Here is a 26,732-nt window from a genome sequence, read left to right on the forward strand (position 1 = left end):
TACGGTTTTGCGCCGCAGAGTCAAGTTATTTCTGGGGAAATTTCTTTTCCGTTCAATCTGTTAGCGCCTCGATTGGCCCTGCGGGGCAGTAACGGCGGGGCTTGCAGGCCGATTGTCGAGAGTGTCACGGCGTGACTATTTCACTGAGGGGCGCTTACGGTAATATCTGTATGAATTTACAGTGCTAACGGTCATCCATGTCCCTGCGCAAGATCATCCACATCGACTGCGACTGCTTTTACGCAGCCATCGAGATGCGTGACGACCCCACTCTGGCCGGTCGGCCAATGGCGGTGGGTGGCTCGGCAGATCATCGCGGGGTGATCGCCACTTGCAACTACGAGGCGCGGGCCTATGGCGTGCGCTCTGCCATGTCGTCGCGTCATGCGCTCAAGCTGTGCCCGGATCTGCTGATCGTCAAGCCGCGCTTTGAGGCCTACCGCGAGGCCTCACGCGAAATTCATGCGATTTTCCGCGATTACACTGAGCTGATCGAACCTCTGTCGCTGGATGAGGCCTATCTGGATGTCAGTGATAGCCAATGGTTTGCCGGCAGTGCCACGCGGATCGCCGAAGATATTCGTCGACGGGTGGCCAAGACCTTGCACATCACTGTCTCGGCGGGCGTTGCGCCGAACAAGTTCTTGGCCAAGATTGCCAGTGACTGGCGCAAACCCAATGGCCTGTTTGTCATCACCCCGGGTGAAGTAGAGGCTTTTGTGGCGGCCTTGCCGGTTGCACGGTTGCATGGGGTGGGCAAGGTCACTGCCGATAAGCTGACGCGCTTGGGCATCGATACCTGCATGGACATGCGCGACTGGTCAAAGCTGGCCCTGGTGCGCGAATTTGGCAGTTTTGGCGAGCGGTTGTGGGGGCTGGCGCGGGGTATAGATGAGCGCGTGGTGCACAACGACAGCCGCCGGCAGTCGGTCAGCGTCGAGAACACCTACGATACCGACCTTCCGGACTTGAACACTTGCCTGGAGAAGCTGCCGGCGCTGCTGGAGAGTCTCAATGAGCGGGTGGCGCGCATGGACAGTAGCTACAAGGCGGACAAACCCTTCGTGAAGGTCAAGTTTCACGATTTCAGCCAGACGACCCTGGAGCAGGCCGGGGCGGGGCGCGATCTGGAAAGTTATCGGCAGTTGCTCAGCCAGGCATTCGCTCGCGGTGGCAAGCCGGTGAGGTTGCTGGGGGTGGGGGTTCGGTTAAGGGATTTGCGTGGGGCGCATGAGCAGTTGGAGCTCTTCCCTGGCTGTTGAAATCAGCAGCACTGGGGCCGCAAAGCGGCCCCAGGATTTTGGATCTTTACTGGACCCCAGGGTCCGCCACAAGCCGGCCGGTCTGCTTGGTCAGCGCCTGTAAAAACTCCTGCTGCAGCTCCGGATCGTTGCGCGTCAGCTCGATCAAGCTCTGCTCCAGTTCACTGGCTTCCTCTTCCAGGCCCAGCTCAGACAGACGCTTGACCCGGTGCACCCATTGGCCGACTTCATCGTCCTCAAGGTCATCGAAGATCAGGTGGTGGGCCTCCAGCAGCTTGCTGCGCAGATTGCCGCTGACCAGCAGGCTGGCGTCGCCGCGAATCCCGTTGTCCTCATCGACCACTTGCAAGTGCAAGGTGCCAACGCGGCTGAGATTCTGCTCGGAGAATGGCGAATCCAACAGGTTCAGGCGCAGTACGCCGTTGCGGTCGGTCGTCAGCTCATGGCTGGCTTTGCCAGCCTTGACCTCGACCAGGCGTTCGCTCCAGGGCAGGCTGGTGGACTCTTCGCGCTTGGCTTTCTCCACCTCGCTGATACCCGCCAGGTTCTGTTGCGCACGGCCATTGGACTGCACGTTCATGAACGGGTTGAGCCCGGCCACGCCGTAGCTCAGCCAGTCATGGGTGACGCTGTCCGGCAGGTTGCCCAGGGCGAACACATTGACCACGTTGGCGCCTACACCTGCAACTACCGCCACCGCACCCAGCGGGATCTCGTAGATCTCCCGCCAAGGCTGGTAGGGGGTATAGCGGTCGTAACGGCGGGTCACTTCGAACTCGGTGACTTCGAAGCGCTGCTGCTCGTGGACGCGCACTCGTCGCTGGGGCAGCTCCATCACCTTGGGCTCGCCGACGTCGATCTGCAGACTGTGTTCGAGCAGCTTGCGCTCGACGCGTTCCTCATGCTCGCTGCGCTGGGACATCTGGTTGGCGCAGCCGCTGACGAACAGGGCGCCGCACAGTGCGGCGCCCCCCAGGGTAATGGTACTTCGCTTGTACATGATCACTCGCGCATTGGGCTATCAGCGACGGATGCGGGCTTGCAGGAAGGTCAGCACGTCATTGAGCGGCAGAGGCTGGGCTTCTTGCTCAGTGCGGTGCTTGTACTCCAGGTTGCCCTCGGCCAGGCCGCGGTCGCTGACCACGATCCGGTGTGGAATGCCGATCAATTCCATGTCGGCGAACTTGATGCCCGGGCTGGTCTTCTTGTCACGGTCGTCGAGCAGTACTTCGAAACCTGCAGCGGTCAGTTCGGCGTACAGCTTGTCGGTTGCCTCGCGAACCTGCTCGGTCTCGTAGCGCAGCGGTACCAGGGCAATCTGGAAGGGCGCCAAGGTGTCGCTCCAGATGATGCCTTTATCATCGAAGTTCTGCTCGATGGCAGCGGCGACCACGCGCGACACGCCAATGCCGTAGCAGCCCATCGACAACACGACTGGCTTGCCGTTTTCACCCAGTACCTGGCACTTCAGCGCCTCGCTGTACTTGGTGCCAAGCTGGAAGATGTGGCCCACTTCGATGCCGCGCTTGATTACCAGGGTGCCCTGGCCATCTGGGCTTGGGTCGCCGGCAACCACGTTGCGCAGGTCGGCCACTTGTGGAACGGGCAGGTCACGCTCCCAGTTGACGCCGAAGTAGTGCTTGTCGTCGATGTTGGCGCCGATGCCAAAGTCGCTCATCAGGGCGACCGAACGGTCGATGATGCATTCCAGCGGCAGGTTCAGCGGGCCCAGTGAGCCTGCGCCAGCGCCAATGGCGTCACGCAGTTCGGCGTCGGTAGCCATGACCAGCGGATCTGCGACCTGCTCAAGCTTGGCGGCCTTGATTTCGTTGAGCTCGTGGTCGCCACGTACCACCAAGGCGATCAGCTTGCCTTCTTCGGCGCCGCGCACGATCAGGGTCTTGACGGTCTTCTCGATCGCCAGGTTGTAGTTCTCGACCAACTGGGCGATGGTCTTGGCGTCCGGGGTGTCGACCAGGCGCAGCTCCTCGGTAGGGGCTGGACGCACGGTTTCACGCGGGATGGCCTCGGCCTTCTCGATGTTGGCGGCGTAGTCGGAGGTGTCGCTGAAGATCACGTCGTCTTCGCCGGAGGAGGCCAGAACGTGGAATTCGTGCGAGTAGCTGCCACCGATGGAGCCGGTGTCGGCCTGCACCGGACGGAAATCCAGGCCCAGGCGGGTGAAGATGTTGCAGTACGCCTGGTGCATGCGGTCGTAGGTTTCCTGCAGGGAAGCCTGGTCGGCATGGAACGAGTAGGCGTCCTTCATGATGAATTCGCGGCCGCGCATCAGGCCAAAGCGTGGACGGATTTCGTCACGGAACTTGGTCTGGATCTGGTACATGTTCAGCGGCAGCTGTTTATAGCTGGACAGCTCGTTGCGGGCCAGGTCAGTGATGACCTCTTCGTGGGTCGGGCCGACGCAGAACTCACGGCCGTGACGGTCCTTGAGGCGCAGCAGCTCAGGGCCGTATTGCTCCCAGCGGCCCGATTCCTGCCACAGTTCGGCAGGCTGGATGCTCGGCATCAGCACTTCCAGGGCGCCAGCAGCGTTCATTTCTTCGCGCACCACGGCTTCGACCTTGCGCATTACCCGCAGGCCCATCGGCAGCCAGGTGTACAGGCCGGAGGCCAGCTTGCGGATCATGCCGGCACGCAGCATGAGCTGGTGGCTGATGACCACTGCATCTGCAGGGGTTTCTTTCTGGGTGGCGAGCAAATATTGACTGGTGCGCATGGGGAGCCGTGTCGATTGCCTAAGACGTTGAAATGACCCCGCATTCTACGGGGGCGAAACGAAAGCGTACAGGATGCCCCAGAGCGGGGCGCTTGTCAGCCAAGAAAAAGCCCGGCGTGATCGCCGGGCTTTTTCAAGTGCTGGGCACTGCAAGCCAGGCTTACAGGATGCTCAGCGGGTACTCGACGATCAGACGCAGTTCGTCGATCGAGCTCGAACCGTAGTAGACGCCATCGCTGGAGCGGTAGGTGGCTTGACGGACGCGGAAGCTCAGGTCCTTGGCAGGGCCTTCCTGCAGGACGTATTTCACGTCGATGTCGCGTTCCCATTCCTTGCCGTTGTTGGTGGTCTCGGTGGTTGCACCGGTACCACGGGCGTAGCGGGTCATGAAGGTCAGGCCAGGGATGCCGAACTCGGCGAAGTTCAGGTCGTAGCGAGCCTGCCAGGATTTCTCGTCTTCGGCGTTGAAGTCGGAACGCGCGATGGAGTTGGCCAGGAACACGGTGCCGCCGCCGTCGATGCCGTAGGCGTAGTCACCATCGCCGCTGACTTTCTGGTAGGCCAGGGTGAAGGTGTGGGCGCCGATGTTGTAGGCAGCGGACAAGCTTGCTGCGATGTTGTCCAGATCACGGCTGCCATCGGACTTGGCGACTGCGGCGCCGGTACGGTTGTCGCCGATCGATTTGGTGTCATAGATGTTGAAGTCGAACACCAGGCCCTGATTGTCGCTGATTGGCAGCGCCCAGTTGATGTTGCCGTACCACTTGCGGAAGTGATCTTCCACGCGCGAGTAGTAAAGGCTGGTGCTCAGGCCGTCAGTCACGGCATAGGTGCCACCGAAGACGTTGGCTTCGGTCAGGCCTGGGTTCTTGATGCCAGTAGTGCGGTTCTTGCCGCCGATGCTGTCCTTATAGGATTGGGCTTGGGCGTTCAGGCGAGTGAAGTGACCCGCGTTCAGCTCAAGGCCTTTGATTTCCTTGCTGGTCAGCAAGAAGCCTTCGGCAACTTCTGGCAGCAAGCGGCTATCGTCGGTAGCGAAGACTGGCAGTGCGGTGAACTGGCCACCGTACTTGAGAGTGGTGTCGGAAATACGCAGTTTTACTGCACCGTGCGCTTCGGAGTAGTCATCTTGCGAACGACCGTCGGAGCCAGTTGGGAACAGGCCGGTGCCCGAGGTGCCCTTGCCGCCATCCAATTTCAGGCCCAGCAGGCCGATAGCATCAAAGCCTACGCCGACAGTGCCTTGGGTGAAGCCGGACTCGAACGTACCGATGAAGCCTTGGCCCCATTCGGCGCTACGGCTCTTGTCGTCGTCGTTGTTACGGAAGTCACGGCTGAAGTACAGGTTACGCAGTTTTACACCCAGTTGGCTGTCTTCGACAAAGCCTTTGGATTCATCTTGCGAAGAGGCGATGGCCATCTGCGAGGTCCCTGCCGCAACGGCCAGGGCGATCATGCTCCACTTCATCACGCGCATCGTGATTTGCTCCTTTGGTTTTTAGGAAGAGTACCGCTGCGCCCAAGAGTTTTAGTTATATGGGGCAGCTCTTTCTTGTTATGTCGGCGAAAATGTATATCACGCTGACTGATCTTGGCGATATGTAAAAAGCAACTTTTCAGAAACTTTATAACTTGTCGCTTTTGGTTAATTCCTTGTCGCAAATCACGTCCCGAATCAGGGACGTCCACCCCAGCGTTGCTTCAATCGCCGTCACGAATGTGTAAAGAACACAATCAAGCTTTGAAACTCCCTGGTTTTCCAATGCCGCTGTTGTTATTTGTCGCGTCCACCCGCCCAATGCAGGTGTCGTGCCGACATGGCCGAAAGGGAATGCAACAAGCGTGCACAATTTCACACAGCCTTGATGAAATTTTCACATTCGCCCGTGGTGGCAGGAGAGAACTGCCGGAAACACGGGGGCGTGGCTGTCTGATGGTGTGCCAGTAATACTGGCGAAGTGAAACTGTAAGGTTGCTAACTAACTCAATGTGTTACCGCTAACTGCTCACGCTGAGTAGTTTTAGTGTGAATGAGTCCTGTTTACTGGATTTTTTTGTTTCATTTTGGTGCGAAAAGTAGCGCTGTGTTACCGGCTTGGGGCTCGCAATCGTGTGGCGTGAACCAAAACCGTGCTCCAGCGCCCCTGTGGGCGGCATTTCATGCTGGCGCACGCGAAGCAGGGTATCCTTCGCCCATCAATGCCCGTGATCTACGGGCTGCGTTATTAAAGAAGGAGCGTTGCCGTGTTCGTCCTGGATTCGCGTCTGCAGCAGGATTCCCTGGTCCTGGGGAATTTTCCGCTGTGCCAGCTGTTGCTCAGCAAGGATGCCAACTACCCATGGTTCATTCTGGTCCCACGCCAAGCCGGGATCAGCGAGCTGTTCGACCTGAGTGAAGCCGACCAGCAGTTGCTCTGGCAGGAAACCAACTACCTGGCCGGTGCGCTCAAGTCGGCGTTCAAGGCTGACAAGATGAACGTTGCCACCCTGGGTAATGTGGTCAGCCAACTGCACATGCATGTGATCGTGCGCCGCCACGACGATGCCGCATGGCCGGCGCCGGTGTGGGGCAAGGTGGCTGCGCTCGAATACCGTCAGGAGCAGTTGGATGACATCCGTCAGCGCCTGCGTTCGGTGTTGAATGCCAGCTACAAGGAGGCTTGAAGGTATGTCGCTGGAATCGCAAATCATCGACCTGGAAACCCGCATGGCGTTTCAGGACGACACCATTCAGGCGCTCAATGACGTGGTGGTCGAGCAGGGGCGGGTGATCGATCGCCTGCAGTTGCAGATCGCCGAGCTGATCAAGCGCTACGAGGAAATGGTGGGGCAGTACGGCAGCGAGGGAGAGGAAGCGCCGCCGCCTCATTATTGAGACTGCGGGACTTGCGGGAGCGAGGCTCCCGCAAGGTAGACCCAATCAGCGGCGAGAAACCGCGATCACATCTTCGGCCTGCAGGCCTTTGTCGCGGTGCATGACCGAGAACTCCACGCGCTGGCCTTCGACCAGGACCCGGTGGCCCTCGCCACGAATGGCGCGAAAGTGCACGAAGATATCGTCACCGGAGTCGCGGGAAATAAAACCAAACCCCTTGGACGTGTTGAACCACTTGACGGTGCCGGTATCGCGCTTGCCTGCATCTTGCGTGCTGCTGGCGCTGGCGCGAGCTTTCTTGGGGCTGTGGGCAAAGCCTGCGCCCAGGTGCAGGGCGATGGCCAGGGCGGCGCAGAGCAGGGCGGGTAGATCGCCCAGTTCCGGTCGTGCCAGCAGGGTCACGGTCTGCAGGATCACCGCGACCACCAGCAGGGCGCTGGCCAGGTGTTGCAGCTGCTGGCGCGCGCCTCTGTAGTACAACGGCACCACCGGTGCCAGAAGCAGGTTAAGCAGGCCGAGCAAGGCCAGGTAGATGGCCTGCGGTTGCTGCAGGAAAGGTATAGCTTCGGTTTTCAGGCTGGGTATGAGCGACAGCAGCAAAGCTGCAACGCCCGTCACCAGATGGACGATCTTGAACATTTGGTTAGGCTCACATTGATAAGGCCGATCACAGGAAGAGCTGTCAGCGCGGTGCGCAGGAGATAGAAAGCGCGGTCACGCGGCTGGCCAGCCTATGCACCCGGCATTTACAGTCCGCACGGGTGGCACGCTGCCTATTTAACAGCAAAGGCGCAGGCTTCTCAAACCGAGGGGTAGGCGAGCTGATGAGTTGCCGTAGGTCACATGCACGCTGGGGCAAGTCTTGTTACAGTGTGGATCGCCCGCTTGACTCATCAAGCCTTATGGAAAGGGGAACTTCATGGCAATCGATATCGGTATCAGTGAAGAAGATCGCAAGTCCATCGTAGATGGGCTATCCCGCCTGTTGTCGGATACCTATGTGCTGTATCTGAAAACCCATAACTTTCATTGGAACGTGACCGGCCCATCGTTTCGTACCCTGCACCTGATGTTCGAAGAGCAGTACAACGAACTGGCCCTGGCTGTGGACTCAATCGCCGAGCGAATTCGTGCACTGGGCTTCCCAGCGCCTGGCTCCTACGCATTCTACGCACGTCACTCCTCGATCAAGGAGGAGGAAGGCGTACCCCCTGCCGATGAGATGATCCGCCAGCTGGTCGAAGGGCAAGAGGCGGTCACGCGTACCGCGCGCAGTATTTTCCCGGTCGTTGACAAGGTCAGTGACGAGCCGACCGCAGACCTTCTGACCCAGCGCATGCAGGTGCATGAAAAAACCGCTTGGATGCTGCGAGTGCTGCTCGAGGGTAAATGACAATCTGATCCGCTGAACCAGGCCCGGCTGCGCTTCGTGTTGCCGGGCTTTTTGTTTCCTTAAGGAAAGCTTTGCCGCTGCTTTTCAACTCCGTTGCAGCGCTTCATTGGACGCCATGCCCACGTGCTCTGGTGCATGGGCAGTTCTTTTGGCGATGGAGTGGAAACAATGGAAATGGAAATCAGTGGGCAGCGTGGCAAGCGCAATGCTAGCCAGGGTGGGTGTCTGGGTAAGCAGTGCATAGACCCTTTTGGCGCAGACTTCGACATGGCCCAGGTGCGGCCGGTATCGCGCTCGGTGCGGCTCAACGGCTTTGCTACCTGCTTGCGCCTGGAGCAGGTCTACTGGCGAATTCTGCAACGAATCGCCGAAGCCAATGGTTGCTCGGTCAGTGCGATATTGTCCTACGTGGACCGCGAGGTGCACTTGCGCCAGGGTGGGGTGAGGAACTTCAGTGGTCTGATCCGGGTGATTTGTGTAGCCTGGCTGCTTGATCCACCAACCACGCATTGATCGCCGGGCGGGCTGCACAGCACTCTCTAACCATATATAATCGCGGTTTTTGCTGCCCTGGCAGCCAGCGTTGTGGTTGACGAGAGACACCCATGCCACTTTATGACTATCAATGTGCAGCCTGTGAACACCAGTTCGAAGCGCTGCAGAAGATCAGCGCCGCGCCGCTGACCGATTGCCCGGCCTGTCAGGCGCCGGCATTGAAAAAGCTGCTGTCGGTACCCGGCTTTCGCCTGAGCGGCACGGGTTGGTATGAAACCGACTTCAAGACCGGGGCGAAAAAGAATCTGGCCGGCGGCGACAAGGCCGACTGAGTTGAATTGCAACGTCCGGGTCTTGCACTATAAGGGTTTGCACGAAAAATCACCGATCTGGTTTTTTTCGTACAAGCCCTAAGCCCTTTGGGCGGCCAAGGCCTCCTTGAATACACGAATCACGAGAAGCGAACCACCATCATGATGCGCAGCCATTATTGCGGCCAACTGAACGAGAGCCTGGACGGCCAGGAAGTCACCCTTTGCGGCTGGGTCCATCGTCGCCGCGACCACGGCGGGGTGATCTTCCTCGACATCCGTGATCGCGAAGGCATGGCCCAGGTCGTGTTCGATCCGGATCGCGCCGAGACCTTCGCCGCCGCTGACCGCGTGCGCAGCGAGTACGTGGTGCAGATCACCGGCAAGGTGCGCAAGCGTCCTGAAGGTGCGGTCAACGCCAACATGGCGTCCGGCGGTATCGAAGTGCTGGGCTATGAGCTGACCGTGCTCAACGAAGCCGAGACTCCGCCGTTCCCGCTGAACGAATACTCCGACGTGGGCGAAGAAACCCGCCTGCGCTATCGCTTCATCGACCTGCGTCGCCCAGAAATGGCCGACAAGCTGCGTCTGCGTTCGCGTATCACCAGCAGCATCCGTCGCTTCCTCGACGAGAACGGCTTCCTCGACGTCGAGACGCCGATCCTGACCCGTGCCACCCCAGAAGGCGCGCGCGACTATCTGGTGCCTAGCCGTACCCACGCCGGTAGTTTCTTCGCCCTGCCGCAATCGCCACAGCTGTTCAAACAGCTGTTGATGGTGGCCGGCTTCGATCGCTACTACCAGATCGCCAAGTGCTTCCGCGACGAAGACCTGCGTGCAGACCGCCAGCCGGAATTCACCCAGATCGACATCGAGACCAGCTTCCTCGACGAGTCCGAGATCATGGGCCTGACCGAGAGCATGATCCGCAAGCTGTTCAAGGAAGTGCTGGACCTGGAATTCGGTGAGTTCCCGCACATGACCTTCGAAGAGGCCATGCGTCGTTATGGTTCCGACAAGCCGGACCTGCGTAACCCGCTGGAATTGGTTGACGTTGCCGACCAGCTCAAGGATGTCGACTTCAAGGTCTTCGCCGGTCCTGCCAACGACCCCAAGTGCCGGGTTACCGCCCTGCGCCTGCCAGGCGGCGCCAGCATGCCGCGCAGCAAGATCGACGAATACACCAAGTTCGTCGGCATCTACGGTGCCAAGGGCCTGGCGTACATCAAGGTCAACGAGCGCGCCAAAGGCGTTGAAGGCCTGCAGTCGCCGATCGTCAAGAACATCCCTGAGGCCAACCTCAACGTGATCCTCGATCGCGTTGGCGCGGTCGACGGCGACATCGTGTTCTTCGGTGCCGACAAGTTCAAGATCGTCAGCGAGGCCTTGGGCGCCCTGCGCATCAAGGTCGGCAACGACTTCAACCTGCACACCTGCGAGTGGGCGCCGATGTGGGTAGTCGACTTCCCGATGTTCGAAGAGAACGAAGACGGCAGCTTCACCGCTCTGCACCATCCGTTCACCGCGCCGAAATGCTCGCCGCAAGAGCTGGAGGCCAACCCGGCCACCGCGCTGTCGCGTGCCTACGACATGGTGCTCAACGGCACTGAGCTGGGTGGCGGTTCGATCCGTATCCACCGTAAAGAGATGCAGCAGGCAGTATTCCGTCTGCTGGGTATCGAAGCGGCGGAGCAGGAAGAGAAGTTCGGCTTCCTGCTCGACGCCCTGAAGTTCGGCGCACCGCCACACGGCGGCCTGGCCTTCGGTCTGGACCGCTTGGTCATGCTGATGACTGGCGCCCAGTCGATCCGTGAAGTGATCGCGTTCCCGAAAACCCAGAGCGCCGCGTGCGTCATGACCCAGGCCCCAGGCATGGTCGATGCCAAGGCCCTGCGCGAGCTGCACATCCGTCTGCGCGAGCAGACCAAGGTCGAGTAAGCGCGACCGGGGTGCATCTGCAAGGGTGCATCCCCGCGCTACGGCGCAGATTTCTTCGCGTTCCGCCCTTCGGGGCGGAACCTGTTTCTGTTTCAAGGATTTGGAGTCGTTATGGCTGGTCATTCCAAGTGGGCGAACATCAAGCACCGCAAAGAGCGCCAGGATGCCAAGAGAGGCAAGGTTTTCACCAAGTGGATCCGCGAGCTGACCGTCGCCGCCAAGCAGGGCGGTCCAGATCCTGCGTCCAACCCACGTCTGCGCCTGGCCCTGGACAAGGCGCTTGGCGCCAACATGAGTCGCGACATCATCGATCGCGCGGTTGCGCGCGGGGCGGGCACCAACGAAAGCGATAACGTCGAAGAGCTCAGCTACGAAGGTTACGGCCCGGGTGGCGTGGCAATCATGGTCGAAGCCATGACCGACAACCGCAACCGCACCGCCGCAGCCGTGCGCCATGCCTTCACCAAGTGCGGCGGCAACCTCGGCACTGACGGCTCGGTCGCCTATCTGTTCGAGCGCAAGGGGCAGATCAGCTTCGACGCCAGCGTGGATGAGGATGCGTTGATGGAAGCGGCCATGGAAGCCGATGCCGATGACGTAGTCAGCAACGACGATGGTTCGTTCGACGTGTTTACCTCCTTCAACAGCTTCTATGCGGTGCGTAATGCCCTGGAAGAAGCCGGCTTCAAGGCCGCCGACGCCGAGATCGTCATGCAGCCGACCACCAGTGCCGAGTTGGACCTGGATGGCGCACAGAAGGTACTCAAGCTGATCGACATGCTTGAAGACCTGGATGACGTGCAGAACGTCTACTCCAATGCGCAGATCTCTGACGAGATCATGGAGCAGCTGGGTTAAGGTAGTGCGCAGGTAACGCTTCAGGCGCCTGTGCCGCCCTCATCGCGGGGCAAGCCCGCTCCTACGTTTGCACATCGCGCCAGCGTGGGAGCGGGCTTGCCCCGCGATGAGGGCGGCACAGGCCGCGCTTCACTCTTCAAGTGGCGCTTTCGCGCCCAATCCATGCAGGCGTTATGACTCTGATTTTAGGTATCGACCCCGGCTCGCGCATCACCGGTTTCGGCGTGGTACGCCAGACCGCGCGTGGTTGCGAGTACGTGGCATCGGGCTGTATCCGTACCGGTGCTGGCGAGTTGCCTGAGCGTCTGCAGATCGTATTTCGCGGTGTCAGCGAGATCATCCAGCAGCATGGCCCGGTAACAATGGGCATCGAACGGGTGTTCATGGCGCGCAACCCCGACTCGGCGCTCAAGCTTGGCCAGGCCCGGGGCGCGGCAATCGTCGCGGCGGTCGAGGCGGGCCTGGAGATCGCCGAATACAGTGCGACCCAGGTCAAGCAGGCAGTGGCCGGGACCGGCGGGGCGAATAAAGAGCAGGTCATGCTGATGGTTATGCACCTGCTCAAACTGACGCAAAAACCGCAGGTCGACGCCTCCGACGCCCTGGCCATCGCCTTGTGCCATGCCCACACCCGTTCCAGCCTGATCCCCCACGGCTTGACGACCGCGCGGCGACGCGGCGGGCGCTTGCGTCTGTAGCCGCTTCATGCGCTGATACACATTTTGTCCGGGTGAGACGTTCACCCGGCGCATTTGCTGATAGGGTTGACCGGTCGCTGACCGGCACCCCAGAGGAAGGATCGGAACGTGATTGGACGTTTGCGTGGCACCCTGGCGGAAAAACAACCGCCGCACCTGATTATTGACGTCAATGGCCTGGGCTATGAGCTTGAAGTGCCAATGACCACCTTGTACCGCTTGCCCAAGGTCGGCGAGCCGGTGACCTTGCACACCCATCTGGTGGTGCGTGAGGACGCGCACCTGCTCTATGGCTTCGCCGAACGCCGTGAGCGCGAGCTGTTTCGTGAGTTGATCCGCCTTAACGGCGTCGGCCCCAAGCTTGCGCTGGCGCTGATGTCCGGTCTTGAAGTAAACGATCTGATCCGCTGCGTACAGGCCCAGGACGCTTCGGCGTTGGTGCGTGTGCCGGGGGTCGGCAAGAAGACCGCCGAGCGTCTGCTGGTCGAGCTCAAGGACCGCTTCAAGGCCTGGGAAACCTCCCCCGCCATGTTTACCCTGGTGTCCGATGGCCCAGCTCCGGTCGGCAGCGCCTCCACTGCCGAGGCCGATGCGGTCAGCGCCCTGGTTTCGCTGGGTTACAAGCCTCAGGAAGCGAGCAAGGCAGTGTCGGCAATCAAGGACAAGGCCGGCATGAGCAGCGAAGACCTGATCCGCAGCAGCCTTAAAGGGATGATTAGCAAGTGATCGAAACCGACCGCCTGATCGCCGCCTCCGGACGCGACCGCGAAGAAGTCCAGGACCGCGCGATTCGCCCGCTGAGCCTGGATGAGTACATCGGCCAGCCGGTGGTGCGCGAGCAGATGGCACTGTTCATCCAGGCCGCGCGCGGTCGTAGCGAGTCGCTGGACCATACCTTGATCTTCGGCCCGCCGGGCCTGGGCAAGACCACCCTGGCCAACATCATCGCCCAGGAAATGGGCGTATCGGTGAAAAGCACTTCGGGGCCGATTCTTGAGCGTCCGGGTGACTTGGCAGCGATGCTGACCAATCTTGAGCCACATGATGTGCTGTTCATCGACGAGATCCACCGGCTGTCGCCGATCGTCGAGGAAGTGCTGTACCCGGCCATGGAAGACTTCCAGCTCGACATCATGATCGGCGAAGGTCCGGCGGCGCGCTCGATCAAGCTCGACTTGCCGCCATTCACCCTGGTTGGCGCGACCACCCGTGCCGGCATGCTCACCAACCCCTTGCGCGACCGCTTCGGCATCGTTCAGCGCCTGGAGTTCTACAGCGACAAAGACCTGGCCACCATCGTCAGCCGCTCGGCGGGCATCCTTGGCCTGGTGATCGATGCCCAGGGCGCCTTTGAAATCGCCCGCCGTGCCCGTGGCACGCCACGGATCGCCAACCGCCTGCTGCGCCGCGTGCGCGACTATGCCGAAGTGCGTGGCAAGGGCGAGATTACCAAGGCCGTGGCGGATCTGGCGTTGAATCTTCTCGATGTCGACGAGCGCGGCTTCGATCATTCCGACCGGCGCCTGCTGCTGACCATGATCGAGAAGTTCGACGGCGGTCCGGTAGGGGTCGACAACCTGGCAGCAGCGATCAGCGAAGAGCGGCACACCATCGAAGACGTGCTCGAACCCTACCTGATCCAGCAGGGCTACATCATGCGCACTCCGCGTGGGCGGGTGGTCACCCGGCATGCCTACCTGCACTTTGGCCTGAACATTCCCGGGCGTTTGGGTGAGGGTGCTGACTTTTCTGATTCTGCCGATGAATGACAGATCGAACCGGGCTTTTTGTGGTCTCATCGCTGGCATGCCGATGGCGCGCTGGCAATACGACATTATCGATGAAAAAACAGTTGCCGGGGCGGATTGGCAAGCTGAGGAGTAAGCACTAGAGTATGCGCGCGCAAAATCAGCTGGAATCGTTCGCACACCGCTGTCGCGTCTATTACGAAGATACCGACGCAGGTGGCGTGGTGTATTACGTCAACTACCTGAAATTCATGGAGCGTGCGCGCACCGAGCGGCTGCGACACCTGGGCTTTTCCCAGCATCAACTGGCCGGGCAGAACCTGTTGTTCGTGGTGCATTCCAGCGAGGCGCGCTATCACGCGCCGGCACGTCTGGACGATGAACTGCGAGTCACCGCGCAAGTAACTGAATTGAATCGCGCCAGCCTGCGTTTCGTGCAGCAGGTCTGGCGAGAAAGAGATGCAACGCTGCTCTGTGAGGGGCAGTTCCTGGTGGCCGCCGTGCGCGCCGACACTTTCAAACCCCGGGCCATCCCCCCAGAGCTGCGCGACGCTTTCCTGGCGGACGGTACGGGTACTCAATCGATTGCAGGAGAATAAGCGTGGAAGCTAACGTCGTCGACCATACCTCCATGTGGAGTCTGGTCAGCAATGCCAGCGTGGTAGTACAGCTGGTAATGCTGACCCTGGTGGCCGCCTCGGTCACCTCATGGATCATGATCTTCCAGCGCAGCACCATGCTGCGCGCCGGTCGTCGTGCGCTGGATGCCTTCGAGGAGCGTTTCTGGTCGGGCATCGATCTGTCCAAGCTGTACCGCCAGGCGGGCAGCAACCCAGACCCGGATTCGGGTGTCGAGCAGGTCTTCCGGGCCGGTTTCAAAGAGTTCTCGCGCCTGCGCCAGCAGCCGGGTGTCGATCCGGATGCAGTCATGGAAGGCGTTGGCCGGGCCATGCGCGTGGCGATCTCGCGTGAGGAAGAGAAGCTTGAGCAAAGCCTGCCGTTCCTCGCCACCGTCGGTTCGACCAGCCCGTACATCGGCCTGTTCGGTACCGTCTGGGGCATCATGAACTCCTTCCGCGGCCTGGCTTCGGCGCAACAGGCAACCCTGGCCACCGTAGCGCCAGGTATCGCCGAGGCCCTGATCGCCACCGCGATCGGCCTGTTCGCCGCGATCCCGGCGGTCATCGCCTACAACCGTTTCGCCGCGCGCAGCGAAGTGCTGATCGGTCGTTACTACACCTTCGCCGACGAGTTCCAGGCGATCCTGCACCGCAAAGTGCACACCAGCGAAGAGTAATCAGGTAGAAACCCATGGCCCGAGTTCGCCACAAACGCAAGCCGGTCGCCGAGATGAACGTGGTGCCTTACATCGACGTGATGCTGGTGCTGCTGGTCATCTTCATGGTGACGGCCCCCATGCTCAACCAGGGGGTGAAGGTCGACCTGCCCAAGGTTTCCAGCGAAGCCCTGCCGCAGGACAACAACGTCCAGATCCTCACTATCTCGATCAAAGCCGACAAGACCTACTACTGGAACCTTGGCAGCGAGGTCGACACCGACAAGCAGATGGACAAGGCCATGACCCTGCCGGACATGACCAGCGCCGTGACCAAGATCATCGCCGCCGGTCGTGACCAGGGCAAGCAGACCCAGGTCTTCATTCGTGGCGACAAGGCTGTCGACTACGGCGCGGTCATGGGTGCCATGGGCGGGTTGCAGAAGGCCGGTGTCGGTAACGTTGGCCTGATTACCGAGGCGCCCTGATGCAGCAGCGAGAGCCATCCGCCTCGGAAAGCTACTTCTGGCCCAGCGTCTGGGCCATCGGCCTGCACGTGCTGGTGTTCGCGCTGCTGTTCGTCAGCTTCGCCATGACTCCGGAGCTGCCACCGTCCAAGCCGATCGTCCAGGCTACCCTGTATCAGCTCAAGTCCAAGAGCCAGGCGACCACCCAGACCAATCAGAAGATTGCCGGGGAGGCGAAGAAAACCGCCTCGCGCCAGACCGAAGTCGAGCAGCTTGAGCAGAAGAAGGTCGAGCAGGAGGCCGTGAAGGCCGCGGAACAAAAGAAAGCCGATGCGGCTCAAAAGGCCGAGGAGGCTCGCGAAGCCGCCGAAGCGAAGAAAGCCGAGGAAGCGGCCAAGACCGCCGAAGCCAAGAAGGCCGCCGAGGCCAAGAAAGCCGAAGAAGCCAAGAAGGCCGCTGAAAAGCAGCAGGCCGACATCGCCAAGAAAAAAGCCGAAGACGAAGCCAAGAAAAAGGCCGAGGAAGAAGCCAAGAAAGCGGCAGCTGAGGAGGCGAAGAAAAAAGCCGCCGAAGACGCCAAGAAAAAAGCAGCCGAGGACGCCAAGAAGAAAGCGGCGGCCGAGGACGCGAAGAAGAAGGCAGCTGAAGAGGCCAAGAAAAAGGCCGCGGCAGACGCCCAGAAGAAGAAAGCACAGGAAGCGGCCCGCAAGGCGGCAGAAGACAAGAAAGCCCAGGCCCTGGCCGAGCTGTTGTCTGACACCACCGAGCGGCAGCAGGCGCTGGCTGACGAGCAGGGTGACCAGGTGGCCGGCGACTTCGACGACCTGATCCGCATGCGCGCAGCCGAAGGTTGGGCGCGTCCGCCTTCCGCACGCAAGGGCATGACGGTAGTTCTGCAGATCAACATGCTGCCGGACGGTACCATCACCAGCGTCGGCGTATCCCGCTCCAGTGGAGACGGTCCGTTCGACAGCTCGGCGGTGGCAGCAGTGAAGAACATTGGTCGATTGACCGAAATGCAGGGCTTGAAGCCGAACGAGTTCAATCCGTATCGTTCATTCAAGATGACATTTACACCTGAGGATCTAGCGTTGTGATTAAACTCCTTCGAGGACTGCTGGTCATGCTCTGCTGCGTGGCAGGTATGGCCGTAGCAGAGGAAAAGAACATCCTGGTCACCAGCGGTAGCGACCGGGCCACGCCCATCGCGGTAGTGCCGTTCGGTCTGCAGGGTGGCAGCGTGTTGCCAGAAGACATGGCCGATATCATCGGCAATGACCTGCGCAACTCTGGCTACTACTCGCCCATTCCACGCCAGAACATGATCAGCCAGCCGACCCAGGCCAGCGAAGTCATCTTCCGTGACTGGAAGGCCCTGGGCGCGCAATACGTGATGGTCGGCAGCATCGTGCCATCCGGTGGTCGCCTGCAGGTGCAGTACGCCCTGTTCAACGTCGCCACCGAGCAGCAAGTGCTGACCGGCAGCGTCGCGGGTACTGTCGACCAGCTGCGTGACATGTCGCACTACATCGCCGACCAGTCGTTCGAAAAGCTCACTGGCATCAAGGGTGCGTTTTCCACCCGCATGCTGTACGTGACTGCCGAGCGCTTCTCGACCAACAACACCCGCTACACCCTGCAGCGCTCGGACTACGATGGCGCGCGTGCGGTGACCCTGCTGCAATCGCGTGAGCCGATCCTGTCGCCGCGCTTTGCACCGGATGGCAAGCGTATCGCCTATGTCTCGTTCGAACAGCGCCGTCCGCGCATCTTCGTCCAGCACATCGATACCGGCCGCCGCGAGCAGGTGACCAACTTCGAAGGCCTCAACGGTGCTCCGGCCTGGTCGCCGGATGGTTCGCGCCTGGCCTTCGTGCTGTCCAAGGACGGCAACCCGGACATCTACGTGATGAACATGGGTTCGCGTCAGATCAGCCGCGTGACTGCAGGCCCCGGCATCAACACCGAGCCGTTCTGGGGTAAAGACGGTAATACCCTGTACTTCACCTCCGACCGTGGCGGCAAGCCGCAGATCTACAAGACCTCGGTCAGTGGTGGTGGCGCCGAGCGTGTAACTTTCGTGGGTAACTACAACGCCAACCCGAAACTGTCGGCGGATGAAAAGACCCTGGTGATGATCCATCGCCAACAAGGTTTCACCAACTTCAAAGTGGCGGCCCAGGACCTGCAACGTGGAAGTGTAAAGATTCTCTCTGATACAAGTCTTGATGAGTCTCCCACTGTTGCGCCAAACGGCACCATGCTAATCTACGCCACCCGCCAGCAGGGCCGGGGAGTCTTGATGCTCGTCTCTCTCAACGGACGCGTGAGGCTCCCGCTTCCTACCGCGCAAGGCGAAGTCAGAGAACCGTCCTGGTCCCCTTACCTGAACTGATTGCGGCGTAATACGTTTTGCTTAACACACTGGGGTTTCATTAGGAGTTTCACGATGGAAATGCTGAAGTTTGGTAAATTCGCTGCGCTGGCTCTGGCCATGGCTGTAGCTGTAGGTTGCTCTTCGAAAGGTGGCGACAACGCCGGTGAAGGCGCTGTAGATCCTAACGCTGGTTACGGTGCCAACACTGGCGCTGTTGATGGCAGCCTGAGCGAAGAAGCCGCCCTGCGCGCAATCACCACCTTCTACTTCGAATACGACAGCTCGGACCTGAAGCCAGAAGCCATGCGCGCTCTGGACGTTCACGCCAAGGACCTGAAGTCCAACGGCAACCGCGTTGTTCTGGAAGGCAACACCGACGAGCGCGGCACCCGCGAGTACAACATGGCTCTGGGTGAGCGTCGCGCCAAGGCCGTCCAGCGTTACCTGGTTCTGCAGGGCGTTTCCCCTGCTCAGCTGGAGCTGGTTTCCTACGGTGAAGAGCGTCCAGTTGCTACCGGCAACGACGAGCAATCCTGGGCTCAAAACCGTCGCGTAGAACTGCGTAAGTAAGTCCTATGCGTACGTGCCGCCGTGCTTTGACCGTCCTCGTACTCAGCCTGCCCCTCACGGCGTGGGCTGCGGTTCCTGTAGTAGATGACAACGCGAGCAGTTATCCGCCCGCGGGTTATGGCACGAGCGGCGCCTATGCCGGAGCAGGGGCTTCAACCCCTGCTTCTGCACAGGGCCAGCTGTTCATGCAGCTGCAACAGATGCAGGATCAGATTTCCCGCCAGCAAGGCATCATCGAAGAGCTGCAAAACGATGTGTCGCGCATGAAGCAGGAAAACCTGGAGCGTTATCAGGATCTGGACCGTCGCATCAACAGTGGTGCCGCGCCTGCCGCGACCCCCGAGAATTCCCCCGCTGGTAGCGCTCCCGCTACTGGTGCGCCTGCCACCGATGGCGGCGCTGCTGCCCAGCCGCCTGCCACGAGCAGCGAGCCGGGTGATCCGGCGAAAGAGAAGCTCTATTACGATGCCGCTTTCGACCTGATCAAACAGAAAGACTTCGACAAGGCCAGCCAGGCGTTCAACGCCTTCCTGCGCAAGTACCCCAACAGCCAGTACGCCGGCAACGCGCAGTACTGGTTGGGTGAAGTGAACCTGGCCAAAGGCGACCTGCAAGGTGCCGGCCAAGCCTTCGCCAAGGTCAGCCAGTCTTACCCCAAGCACAGCAAGGTGCCTGACTCGTTGTACAAGCTGGCCGACGTCGAACGTCGTCTGGGCCACACCGATAAGGTCAAGGGCATCCTGCAGCAGGTAGTCACCCAGTACCCCGGCACTTCTGCCGCGCAACTGGCGCAACGCGACCTGCAAAAGCTCTGAGTGATACCGCTTGAAAGAAACCCGCGCTTGTCGCGGGTTTTTTCGTTAGAATCTTGGCCCTTTTATCAAAATACGCTGCCGCGGATAACGCTTTGTCGAGTCCGCGACAGTGCCTGACGGAGGCGGACAGCCTGTTTAGCTGTCACGCCCGTGGCGATCATGCAAGATACATTACGCATCACCGAAGTCTTTTACTCGTTGCAGGGTGAAACGCGAACGGCTGGGCTGCCCACGGTTTTCGTGCGCCTGACCGGTTGTCCCCTGCGCTGCCAGTACTGCGACAGCGCCTATGCTTTCACCGGCGGCACTATCCGCAGCCTCGATTCGATCCTCGAGCAGGTGGCCGGCTTTCGTCCCCGCTATATCTGCGTCACCGGTGGCGAGCCGCTGGCCCAACCTAACGCACTGCCCCTGCTAGAACGCTTGTGCGACGCCGGCTACGAGGTTTCGCTGGAAACCAGCGGTGCCCTGGACATCTCCCGGGTCGATCCGCGAGTCAGCCGGGTGGTCGACCTCAAGACTCCAGGCTCGGAAGAGTCGCACCGCAACCTTTACCAGAACATGGAACTGCTGACCAACAACGATCAGGTCAAGTTCGTCATCTGTTCGCGTGAGGACTACGACTGGGCAGTGTCCAAGTTGATTCAGTACAACTTGGCAGAACGTGCCGGCGAGGTGTTGTTCTCGCCTAGCCACCACCAGGTCAACGCCAGCGACCTGGCCGACTGGATCGTTGCCGATAACCTGCCCGTACGTTTCCAGTTGCAACTGCACAAGTTGCTGTGGAACGACGAACCCGGACGCTGAGAGGAAAATACATGACTGACAAACGCGCGGTAATCCTGCTGTCCGGTGGCCTGGACTCGGCCACGGTAGTGGCCATGGCCAAGGCCGAGGGCTACAGCTGCTACACCATGAGCTTTGACTATGGCCAACGTCACCGCGCCGAGCTCGATGCAGCGGCGCGTGTCGCCCGTGACCTGGGAGTGGTGGAGCACAAGGTGATCGGCCTGAACCTCAACGGTATTGGTGGTTCGGCCCTGACCGACAGCAGCATCGATGTGCCTGAGACGCCAGGTGAGGGCATCCCGGTGACCTACGTGCCAGCGCGTAACACCGTGTTCCTGTCCCTGGCGCTGGGCTGGGCGGAAGTGCTCGAGGCGCGCGACATCTTCATCGGCGTCAATGCGGTGGACTATTCCGGTTATCCCGATTGCCGTCCTGAGTTCGTCGAAGCGTTCGAGCGCATGGCTAACCTGGCGACCAAGGCCGGGGTAGAAGGGCAGGGCTTCCGCATCCAGGCGCCGCTGCAGAACATGAGCAAGGCGCAGATCATCCAGGCTGGCGTCGCGCGTGGTGTCGACTACAGCCTGACGGTTTCTTGCTACCAGGCTGATGACCAGGGCCGCGCGTGCCGCAAGTGCGACAGCTGCCGCCTGCGGGCTGATGGCTTCAAGGCTGCTGGTGTCGAGGATCCAACCCCGTATTTTTGAAAAAACATGTGATGGGGTGTTGATTTCTCGTTAGAAATCAGTATTATACGCGCCATCCAACGGGTCGTTAGCTCAGTTGGTAGAGCAGTTGGCTTTTAACCAATTGGTCGTAGGTTCGAATCCTACACGACCCACCATATGCAGTAAGAAAGAGCCCGCTTCCGGTTACGGAAGCGGGCTTTTTCGTTGTCGCGCCTTACTGGCAGTTCAGATCGAATTCTTTGAAGTTGTAACTGCCGCCCTCCTTGCCCCAACTCACGTGCAACTTGTCGCCATCACCGTAGTTCACCACGTCGGCATTGACGTAGTAACCGAAGGCCGACAGCCCCCCGCTGACCTGATCCAGTTCCTCGACATCCAACGTACGCATTTCAGTCTGTGCAGTATTCATCTGAGAGCTTCCTCGTTCTCGATCATGTTGTTCCGTCTGATGGAAGTCCTGTTGCACCAGGACTTGCTGAAATAATGTGTCTGGCGAGTGCCTGTGCAGCAATAGCCCGGGTGACCTAATGTCACAGCGCCACACCGTGTTCTGCGATGGCTTGCACCTGCTTTGAGTCCCCCGGCAATAGCCCACCTGTACTAGTGTCGACTGGCGCCGCCTTGTTTAGGCTGGCAGGGCCTCGTAGTTGCGTCTTGTCGCGAGGTCGACTTTTGGGTTCGCCAGGATCGTGGTCAGGGAATGCTATTTCGAAAGGAAGCTCTGCAAGCAGGCAGGGACAAGGATCTGGGCAGCGTCATGCTGGTCTCGCCGCCCTCGTTGCGCATGGCAGGGGTGTGTGCGCTGCTGTTCTGCATCGTCTTGGCCTTGTTCATCAGCTTTGCCAGCTACACCCGGCGCGAAGCGGTTACTGGGGTGTTGGTGCCGGAGGCCGGGCTGATCAAGGTGTTCGCGCCGCAGGTTGGCGTGGTCCAGGACCTGGCGGTGGTCGAGGGCCAGCAGGTGGAAGCGGGCGCCGCATTGCTGGCGCTGATCAGTGACACCCACAACGGCGAGGCCGGTGCCAATCAGGTCGCCATCAGTCGGCTGATCCAGCGGCGCACCCGCAGCCTGACCGATGAAATCGCCGAGACCCGTGTGCTCCATCAGCAGGAGCGCGAGGGCAAGCAGCGACGTCTGGCGATGCTGCAGAGCGAGCAGGACAAGGTCAGCGCACAAATCGCCCTGACCGGCCAGCGCCTGACCCTGGCGCAAGGCATCGCCGAGCGCTATGCCGAGCTGCAACGCCAGGACTTCGTGTCCCGTGACTTGCTCCAGGCCAAGCAGGACGCGGTATTGGAAGTACGCCTGCGCGCAGAAGAGCTCAACCGTTCCTTGCTGGCCTTGCGCAACGACAGTGCCGCCTTGCGCGCTGAACTGGCCGAGCTGCCGTTCAACCAGACCAAGCAATTGGCCGACCTCGAGCGGCGTCTGCTGGAAAGCGAAAGCAGCCTGTTGGAGAGTGAGGTCAAGCGGCAGATCGTCATTACCGCACCGGCCGCCGGCGAGGTTACCGCCATCGGCGTGGTCAATGGCGCCCGCGCCGATGTCAGTCGGCCATTGTTCAGCCTGGTGCCACAGCACAGCCAACTGTATGCCGAACTCTATGTGCCAAGCCGCTCGGCGGGGTTCGTGCGGCCAGGTCATTCAGTGATGCTGCGTTACCAGGCCTACCCCTATCAGCATTTTGGCCTGGCCCGCGGCACGGTCGCCTCGGTGTCGCGCAGCGCACTGCCAGCCGAGGAGATCATGACCGTCGGCGCCGTGTCCGACGAGCTGCGCGAGCAGGGACCGCTGTATCGGGTCAGGGTCACCTTGGAGCGACAAAGCCTGTTTGCTCGCGGGCGGGAAGAGCGCCTGCGCTCAGGGATGCAGCTGGACGCAGACATCATGCTGGAAAACCTGCCGCTCTATGAATGGCTGCTCGAACCGCTGCGCGGCATAGGAAAACGACTGTGAGCATTGCCCAATCCCTGACCTTTGGCGTGGGTCGCAAGCTGCCGGTGATTCTGCAGGTCGAGGCGGCGGAATGCGGCCAGGCCTGCCTGGCGATGATCGCCGCCTACCATGGCCAGGTCCACGACCTGTATTCCCTGCGGCAAAAGCTCTCGCCCTCGATGAAGGGCGCCACCCTCAAGCAGCTGATGGCCATGGCCGGCCAGCTGGGGATGGCCACTCGGCCGCTACGCCTGGAACTCGATGCGCTCGATCAACTCAAGCTGCCCTGCATCCTGCACTGGAACTTCAATCACTTCGTGGTGCTCAAGGAGGTCGGCCCGCGTGGCGTGACCCTTCACGACCCAGCCCGCGGCCTGTGTCGATTGACCCGCCAGGAAGTGTCCGAGGCGTTCACGGGTATCGCCTTGGAACTATGGCCGGAAACCGATTTCCAGCCAGGCCAGGCGAAAACCCCGCTGCCACTGCGCCGTCTGCTTGGGCGGGTGCAAGGTTTTGGTGGCGTGCTCGGGCACATCCTGCTGCTTGGGGCGGCGCTGGAGCTGTGCATGATCCTCGCGCCGTTTTTCTTGCAGACGGTGATCGACAAGGTGCTGGTCAGTGCCGACCTGGACCTGCTGGCGGTACTGGCCATCGGCTTTGGCCTGTTGCTGGTGGCCCAGCAGGCGCTGTCGCTAGCACGCTCCTGGGCACTGATGTACCTGGGCACCTTGCTCGGCGCGCAATGGCAGATCAATGTGTTCAGCCACCTGGTGCGCCTGCCCGTGGCGTTTTTCGAGCGCCGTCACCTGGGCGATATCATCTCCCGCTTCGGCTCGCTCAAGGCCATCCAGCGCACCCTCACCACCTCGTTCATCGAGGCGCTGCTCGACGGCGTGATGACCGTGGTCACGCTGGTGCTGATGTTTCTCTACAGCCCGCCATTGGCGCTGATCGCCGTCACCGCCATGCTGCTCTACGCACTGGCGCGCTGGGCCTGGTTCGGCCCGCTGCGCCGCGCCAGTGAAGATGAGCTGGTGCGCGCTGCCAAGCAGCAGAGCTACTTTCTCGAGACCTTGCGCGGGGTGCGCACGATCAAGCTGTTCGCCCATCAAGAGCAGCGTGCCACGGTCTGGGGCGGCTTGCTGGTCGACGAGATCAACGCCGGATTGCGCCCGCAGAAACTCCAGCTGTTGTACCGCGCGTTCAACGGTTTGCTGTTCGGCAGTGTGACCCTGCTGGTGATCTGGCTGGGCGCCAAGCAGGTGATCGACGGCGCATTCAGCGCCGGTATGCTGATCGCCTTCAACGCTTACAAGGACCAGTTCAATGGCCGCGTGGCGGGCCTGATCGACAAGCTGGTCGATGTGCTGATGCTGCGTCTGCATGGCGAGCGGCTGGCCGATATCGTATTGCAAAGCGCCGAGCGCAGGCCAACGCCGCTGCCCGCCGATAGCGCGGCCTGCGCGCGCGTGCCGCGCCTGCAAGTGCGCAAGCTCAGGTTTCGCTATTCCGACTATGAACCCTGGGTGCTCGACGACGTCTCGCTGACGATCGAACCTGGTGAGTCAGTGGCGATTGTCGGCCCGTCGGGATGCGGCAAGACCACCTTGCTCAACGTCATGCTTGGCATCCTGCCACCGGTCGAAGGCCAGGTGTTGCTCGACGACGAGCCGATCGACGCCAACAACCTCGAGCGCCTGCGCCAGATCAGCAGCACGGTGCTGCAGGACGATGTGCTGTTTGCCGGCTCCGTTGGCGACAACATCAGTTTCTTCGCCAGCGATACTGACCAGGCCTGGGTCGAGCAGTGCGCACGCCTGGCGGCAGTACACGATGACATCGCCCGCATGCCAATGGCCTACAACACCCTGGTCGGTGATATGGGCACGGTGCTTTCTGGCGGGCAGAAGCAGCGCATCCTGCTGGCTCGCGCACTGTATCGGCGGCCGAAGCTGCTGTTTCTCGACGAGGCCACCAGCCACCTCGATATTCACCGCGAGGCGGCAGTCAACCAGGCTTTGCAGTCGCTGAACATCACCCGGGTGATCGTCGCCCACCGGCCCGAGACCATTCGCTCGGCGCAACGGGTGCTGGCGTTGCACAACGGGCGCATTGCTCACGTCGGGCCGATGCCCGACAGCAGCCCATGAATCGGCGCTGGGCGCTACTGGGCGTGCTGGCCTTGCTGAGTGTGTCAGGGGCTGCAGCGGCGGCGGTGCAGGCCTGCCCCGAGCCGCTGCGCGCTGGGCAGGCGCTGGCCCTGTCGCAGGCAGTGGCCATGGCCTTGTGCGCCGACCCCGAGGTGGACGCGGCCTGGCGCACGCAGCTGAGCAGCCAGGCCAGCATGGATGCCGAGCGTTCGGCGTACTGGCCGACGGTGCAAGGTGTAGCCCGTAGCGGCCGGGCCAACCGCAAGACCCGCTACGACGGCTTTTCCGAGGCCAATTCGACCCTCGATGCCCGCACCAGCAGCTATGGCCTGGACCTGAGCTGGGTGCTGTATGACTTCGGCCTGCGCAAGGCCAAGGTCGAAAGCGCCCGCCAGTTGCTCAACGCCGCCAGCAGCAGCCGCGTAGAGAAAATCCAGGAGGTGGTGCTCAACACCAGCAAGGCGTTCTATCAAGTGCAGGCCACTGGCGCGCTGCTGGAGGCACGTCGCAGCATCGAATCGCTGGCTGCCGATAGCCTCAAGGTCACCACTGCCAAGCACCAGGCCGGCGCAGGCGAGCAGGCCGACCGCTTGCAGGCGCAGACCACCTTCGAGCAGGCGCAGCTGGAGCGGGTATTGGCCGAGGGTGATCTGGCGGCCGCCCAGGGCGCGCTGGCCAGTGCCCTGAACCTGTCGCCCTCAGCGCCGCTGCGGCTGGAGGTGCTCAACGACCCTGAAGGGCAGGAGGAGGCGTTCATGCTCAGTGTCGATGCCTTGATGGAGCAGGCCCGCCTGACTCACCCGTCGGTTGAAAGGGCGCGCGCTGAATGGTCTTCAACCTTGGCCAGGGCAGAAGCGGAAAGGGCCGAGGGCCGCCCGCGGATCGCCCTGTACAGCAGCTACCGACATGACGACACGCCCGTCGAGCAGGTGGCCTCGCGCCAGCAGATCGAGACCTGGAGTGTCGGCTTGCAAGTAACGGTGCCGATCTTCGATGGCTTTCTCGCCCGGCGCCGGGCGCGCGCCGCCGAGTACGAAGCAGGCGCTCGCGAGCAGGACTTGCAGCAGGCTGAGCGCGCGATTGCCTTAAGTGTATGGAGAAGCCGGCAGACCCTCGATGCACGAACCCGCGCGCTGGCCATCAGTCGCCGCCTGGTCGGCAGCGCCAGCCAGTCGCATCAGGTTGCGCTGGGGCGCTACAAGGCCGGGGTCGGCAGTATCATCGAGCTACTCAACGCCCAGAACGATCTGGCCTCGGCGCAGCAGCGGCGGGTTGCCGCGGTGGTCGACTGGTACACCGCCCGGCTGCAACTGGCGGCCGACCTTGGTCAACTGGGCCAGCAATGAGCACG

Annotated in this window: 28 protein-coding genes and 1 tRNA gene; 24 read left to right on the plus strand and 5 right to left on the minus strand. The window is 61.1% G+C overall.

What is annotated here, in order from left to right; genetic code table 11:
- Nucleotides 1-203: 203 nt before the first annotated feature.
- Entirely contained in the window at nt 204-1,262 is a 1,059-nt protein-coding gene (gene dinB, locus ACI2JX_RS08280; protein WP_404690010.1) for a DNA polymerase IV, read from the plus strand.
- Between the two features lie 46 nt (nt 1,263-1,308).
- On the opposite strand, the gene ACI2JX_RS08285 is transcribed toward dinB, so the two are convergent.
- The 3 genes from ACI2JX_RS08285 to ACI2JX_RS08295 form a co-directional block, all read right to left on the minus strand.
- Nucleotides 1,309-2,262, minus strand: coding sequence for a hypothetical protein (locus tag ACI2JX_RS08285; protein WP_368973266.1), 954 nt, complete (start codon nt 2,260-2,262; stop codon nt 1,309-1,311).
- 21 nt (nt 2,263-2,283) lie between these two features.
- Nucleotides 2,284-3,999 carry a proline--tRNA ligase gene (locus tag ACI2JX_RS08290; protein ID WP_186555367.1) on the minus strand — a complete coding sequence of 572 codons (1,716 nt, stop codon included), beginning with the start codon at nt 3,997-3,999 and terminating at the stop codon, nt 2,284-2,286.
- Nucleotides 4,000-4,159: 160 nt separating this feature from the next.
- Complete coding sequence (locus ACI2JX_RS08295) at nt 4,160-5,476, minus strand: OprD family porin (protein WP_264236150.1); 1,317 nt, start codon at nt 5,474-5,476, stop codon at nt 4,160-4,162.
- Nucleotides 5,477-6,243: 767 nt separating this feature from the next.
- Here ACI2JX_RS08295 and ACI2JX_RS08300 point away from each other — a divergent pair.
- Nucleotides 6,244-6,663: an HIT family protein gene (locus ACI2JX_RS08300; RefSeq protein WP_404689863.1), complete on the plus strand. Its 420-nt coding sequence runs from the start codon at nt 6,244-6,246 to the stop codon at nt 6,661-6,663.
- Between the two features lie 4 nt (nt 6,664-6,667).
- A complete protein-coding gene (locus ACI2JX_RS08305) occupies nt 6,668-6,874 on the plus strand; it encodes a SlyX family protein (protein WP_264236152.1) in 207 nt (68 codons plus the stop codon).
- Nucleotides 6,875-6,919: 45 nt separating this feature from the next.
- On the opposite strand, the gene ACI2JX_RS08310 is transcribed toward ACI2JX_RS08305, so the two are convergent.
- Nucleotides 6,920-7,513 carry a cold shock domain-containing protein membrane protein gene (locus ACI2JX_RS08310; RefSeq protein ID WP_404689864.1) on the minus strand — a complete coding sequence of 198 codons (594 nt, stop codon included), beginning with the start codon at nt 7,511-7,513 and terminating at the stop codon, nt 6,920-6,922.
- A gap of 280 nt (nt 7,514-7,793) precedes the next feature.
- Between ACI2JX_RS08310 and ACI2JX_RS08315 the strand changes: the two genes are divergently transcribed.
- From ACI2JX_RS08315 to ACI2JX_RS08400, 18 genes are all read left to right on the plus strand, one after another.
- Nucleotides 7,794-8,267, plus strand: coding sequence for a Dps family protein (locus tag ACI2JX_RS08315; protein WP_186555362.1), 474 nt, complete (start codon nt 7,794-7,796; stop codon nt 8,265-8,267).
- A 174-nt stretch (nt 8,268-8,441) separates the two neighbouring features.
- Entirely contained in the window at nt 8,442-8,780 is a 339-nt protein-coding gene (locus ACI2JX_RS08320; RefSeq protein ID WP_264236232.1) for a ribbon-helix-helix domain-containing protein, read from the plus strand.
- 92 nt (nt 8,781-8,872) lie between these two features.
- Nucleotides 8,873-9,094 carry an FmdB family zinc ribbon protein gene (locus tag ACI2JX_RS08325; protein ID WP_186555361.1) on the plus strand — a complete coding sequence of 74 codons (222 nt, stop codon included), beginning with the start codon at nt 8,873-8,875 and terminating at the stop codon, nt 9,092-9,094.
- A 141-nt stretch (nt 9,095-9,235) separates the two neighbouring features.
- Entirely contained in the window at nt 9,236-11,011 is a 1,776-nt protein-coding gene (aspS, locus tag ACI2JX_RS08330) for an aspartate--tRNA ligase (RefSeq protein WP_264236153.1), read from the plus strand.
- Between the two features lie 111 nt (nt 11,012-11,122).
- Entirely contained in the window at nt 11,123-11,869 is a 747-nt protein-coding gene (locus ACI2JX_RS08335) for a YebC/PmpR family DNA-binding transcriptional regulator (RefSeq protein WP_186555359.1), read from the plus strand.
- Between the two features lie 173 nt (nt 11,870-12,042).
- Nucleotides 12,043-12,567 (plus strand): crossover junction endodeoxyribonuclease RuvC, encoded by a 525-nt coding sequence (gene ruvC, locus ACI2JX_RS08340; protein ID WP_404689865.1) that lies wholly within the window; start codon nt 12,043-12,045, stop codon nt 12,565-12,567.
- A gap of 108 nt (nt 12,568-12,675) precedes the next feature.
- Nucleotides 12,676-13,293 carry a Holliday junction branch migration protein RuvA gene (gene ruvA, locus ACI2JX_RS08345; RefSeq protein WP_186555357.1) on the plus strand — a complete coding sequence of 206 codons (618 nt, stop codon included), beginning with the start codon at nt 12,676-12,678 and terminating at the stop codon, nt 13,291-13,293.
- Entirely contained in the window at nt 13,290-14,336 is a 1,047-nt protein-coding gene (gene ruvB, locus ACI2JX_RS08350) for a Holliday junction branch migration DNA helicase RuvB (protein WP_186555356.1), read from the plus strand. The genes ruvA and ruvB overlap by 4 nt, the downstream gene beginning before the upstream one ends.
- A gap of 125 nt (nt 14,337-14,461) precedes the next feature.
- On the plus strand, nt 14,462-14,914 hold the full coding sequence (gene ybgC / locus ACI2JX_RS08355) for a tol-pal system-associated acyl-CoA thioesterase (protein ID WP_404689866.1): 453 nt from the start codon (nt 14,462-14,464) through the stop codon (nt 14,912-14,914).
- Nucleotides 14,915-14,916: 2 nt separating this feature from the next.
- Nucleotides 14,917-15,612 carry a protein TolQ gene (tolQ, locus tag ACI2JX_RS08360; protein WP_010952367.1) on the plus strand — a complete coding sequence of 232 codons (696 nt, stop codon included), beginning with the start codon at nt 14,917-14,919 and terminating at the stop codon, nt 15,610-15,612.
- Nucleotides 15,613-15,626: 14 nt separating this feature from the next.
- Nucleotides 15,627-16,079, plus strand: a complete 453-nt coding sequence (gene tolR / locus ACI2JX_RS08365) for a protein TolR (RefSeq protein ID WP_008090221.1) — start codon at nt 15,627-15,629, stop codon at nt 16,077-16,079.
- Nucleotides 16,079-17,155, plus strand: a complete 1,077-nt coding sequence (gene tolA, locus ACI2JX_RS08370) for a cell envelope integrity protein TolA (RefSeq protein WP_264236154.1) — start codon at nt 16,079-16,081, stop codon at nt 17,153-17,155. Before tolR ends, tolA begins: the two co-directional genes overlap by 1 nt.
- Before the next feature lie 26 nt (nt 17,156-17,181).
- Nucleotides 17,182-18,453, plus strand: coding sequence for a Tol-Pal system beta propeller repeat protein TolB (gene tolB / locus ACI2JX_RS08375; RefSeq protein WP_189661848.1), 1,272 nt, complete (start codon nt 17,182-17,184; stop codon nt 18,451-18,453).
- Between the two features lie 54 nt (nt 18,454-18,507).
- Complete coding sequence (gene pal, locus ACI2JX_RS08380; protein ID WP_008090230.1) at nt 18,508-19,005, plus strand: peptidoglycan-associated lipoprotein Pal; 498 nt, start codon at nt 18,508-18,510, stop codon at nt 19,003-19,005.
- 5 nt (nt 19,006-19,010) lie between these two features.
- Nucleotides 19,011-19,820, plus strand: a complete 810-nt coding sequence (gene ybgF / locus ACI2JX_RS08385) for a tol-pal system protein YbgF (RefSeq protein ID WP_186555352.1) — start codon at nt 19,011-19,013, stop codon at nt 19,818-19,820.
- A 159-nt stretch (nt 19,821-19,979) separates the two neighbouring features.
- Nucleotides 19,980-20,627 (plus strand): 7-carboxy-7-deazaguanine synthase QueE, encoded by a 648-nt coding sequence (queE, locus tag ACI2JX_RS08390; RefSeq protein WP_186555351.1) that lies wholly within the window; start codon nt 19,980-19,982, stop codon nt 20,625-20,627.
- Nucleotides 20,628-20,638: 11 nt separating this feature from the next.
- Nucleotides 20,639-21,313, plus strand: coding sequence for a 7-cyano-7-deazaguanine synthase QueC (gene queC / locus ACI2JX_RS08395; protein ID WP_264236155.1), 675 nt, complete (start codon nt 20,639-20,641; stop codon nt 21,311-21,313).
- 61 nt (nt 21,314-21,374) lie between these two features.
- Nucleotides 21,375-21,450, plus strand: a tRNA-Lys gene (locus tag ACI2JX_RS08400).
- A gap of 59 nt (nt 21,451-21,509) precedes the next feature.
- On the opposite strand, the gene ACI2JX_RS08405 is transcribed toward ACI2JX_RS08400, so the two are convergent.
- A complete protein-coding gene (locus ACI2JX_RS08405) occupies nt 21,510-21,704 on the minus strand; it encodes a hypothetical protein (protein ID WP_264236156.1) in 195 nt (64 codons plus the stop codon).
- A 291-nt stretch (nt 21,705-21,995) separates the two neighbouring features.
- Here ACI2JX_RS08405 and ACI2JX_RS08410 point away from each other — a divergent pair, with 291 nt between their 5' ends.
- Genes ACI2JX_RS08410 through ACI2JX_RS08420 form a run of 3 tightly spaced genes read left to right on the plus strand, consistent with a single transcriptional unit; the run spans nt 21,996 to nt 26,727 of the window.
- Complete coding sequence (locus tag ACI2JX_RS08410; protein ID WP_186555348.1) at nt 21,996-23,252, plus strand: HlyD family secretion protein; 1,257 nt, start codon at nt 21,996-21,998, stop codon at nt 23,250-23,252.
- The gene (locus ACI2JX_RS08415) at nt 23,210-25,381 is read left to right on the plus strand and encodes a peptidase domain-containing ABC transporter (protein WP_404689867.1); all 2,172 of its coding nucleotides are present in this window, start codon (nt 23,210-23,212) and stop codon (nt 25,379-25,381) included. The genes ACI2JX_RS08410 and ACI2JX_RS08415 overlap by 43 nt, the downstream gene beginning before the upstream one ends.
- Complete coding sequence (locus ACI2JX_RS08420) at nt 25,378-26,727, plus strand: TolC family protein (protein WP_404689868.1); 1,350 nt, start codon at nt 25,378-25,380, stop codon at nt 26,725-26,727. The genes ACI2JX_RS08415 and ACI2JX_RS08420 overlap by 4 nt, the downstream gene beginning before the upstream one ends.
- Nucleotides 26,728-26,732: the final 5 nt, after the last annotated feature.

Source organism: Pseudomonas sp. NPDC088890 (assembly GCF_044900155.1).
Taxonomy (GTDB): Bacteria; Pseudomonadota; Gammaproteobacteria; order Pseudomonadales; family Pseudomonadaceae; genus Aquipseudomonas; species Aquipseudomonas urmiensis.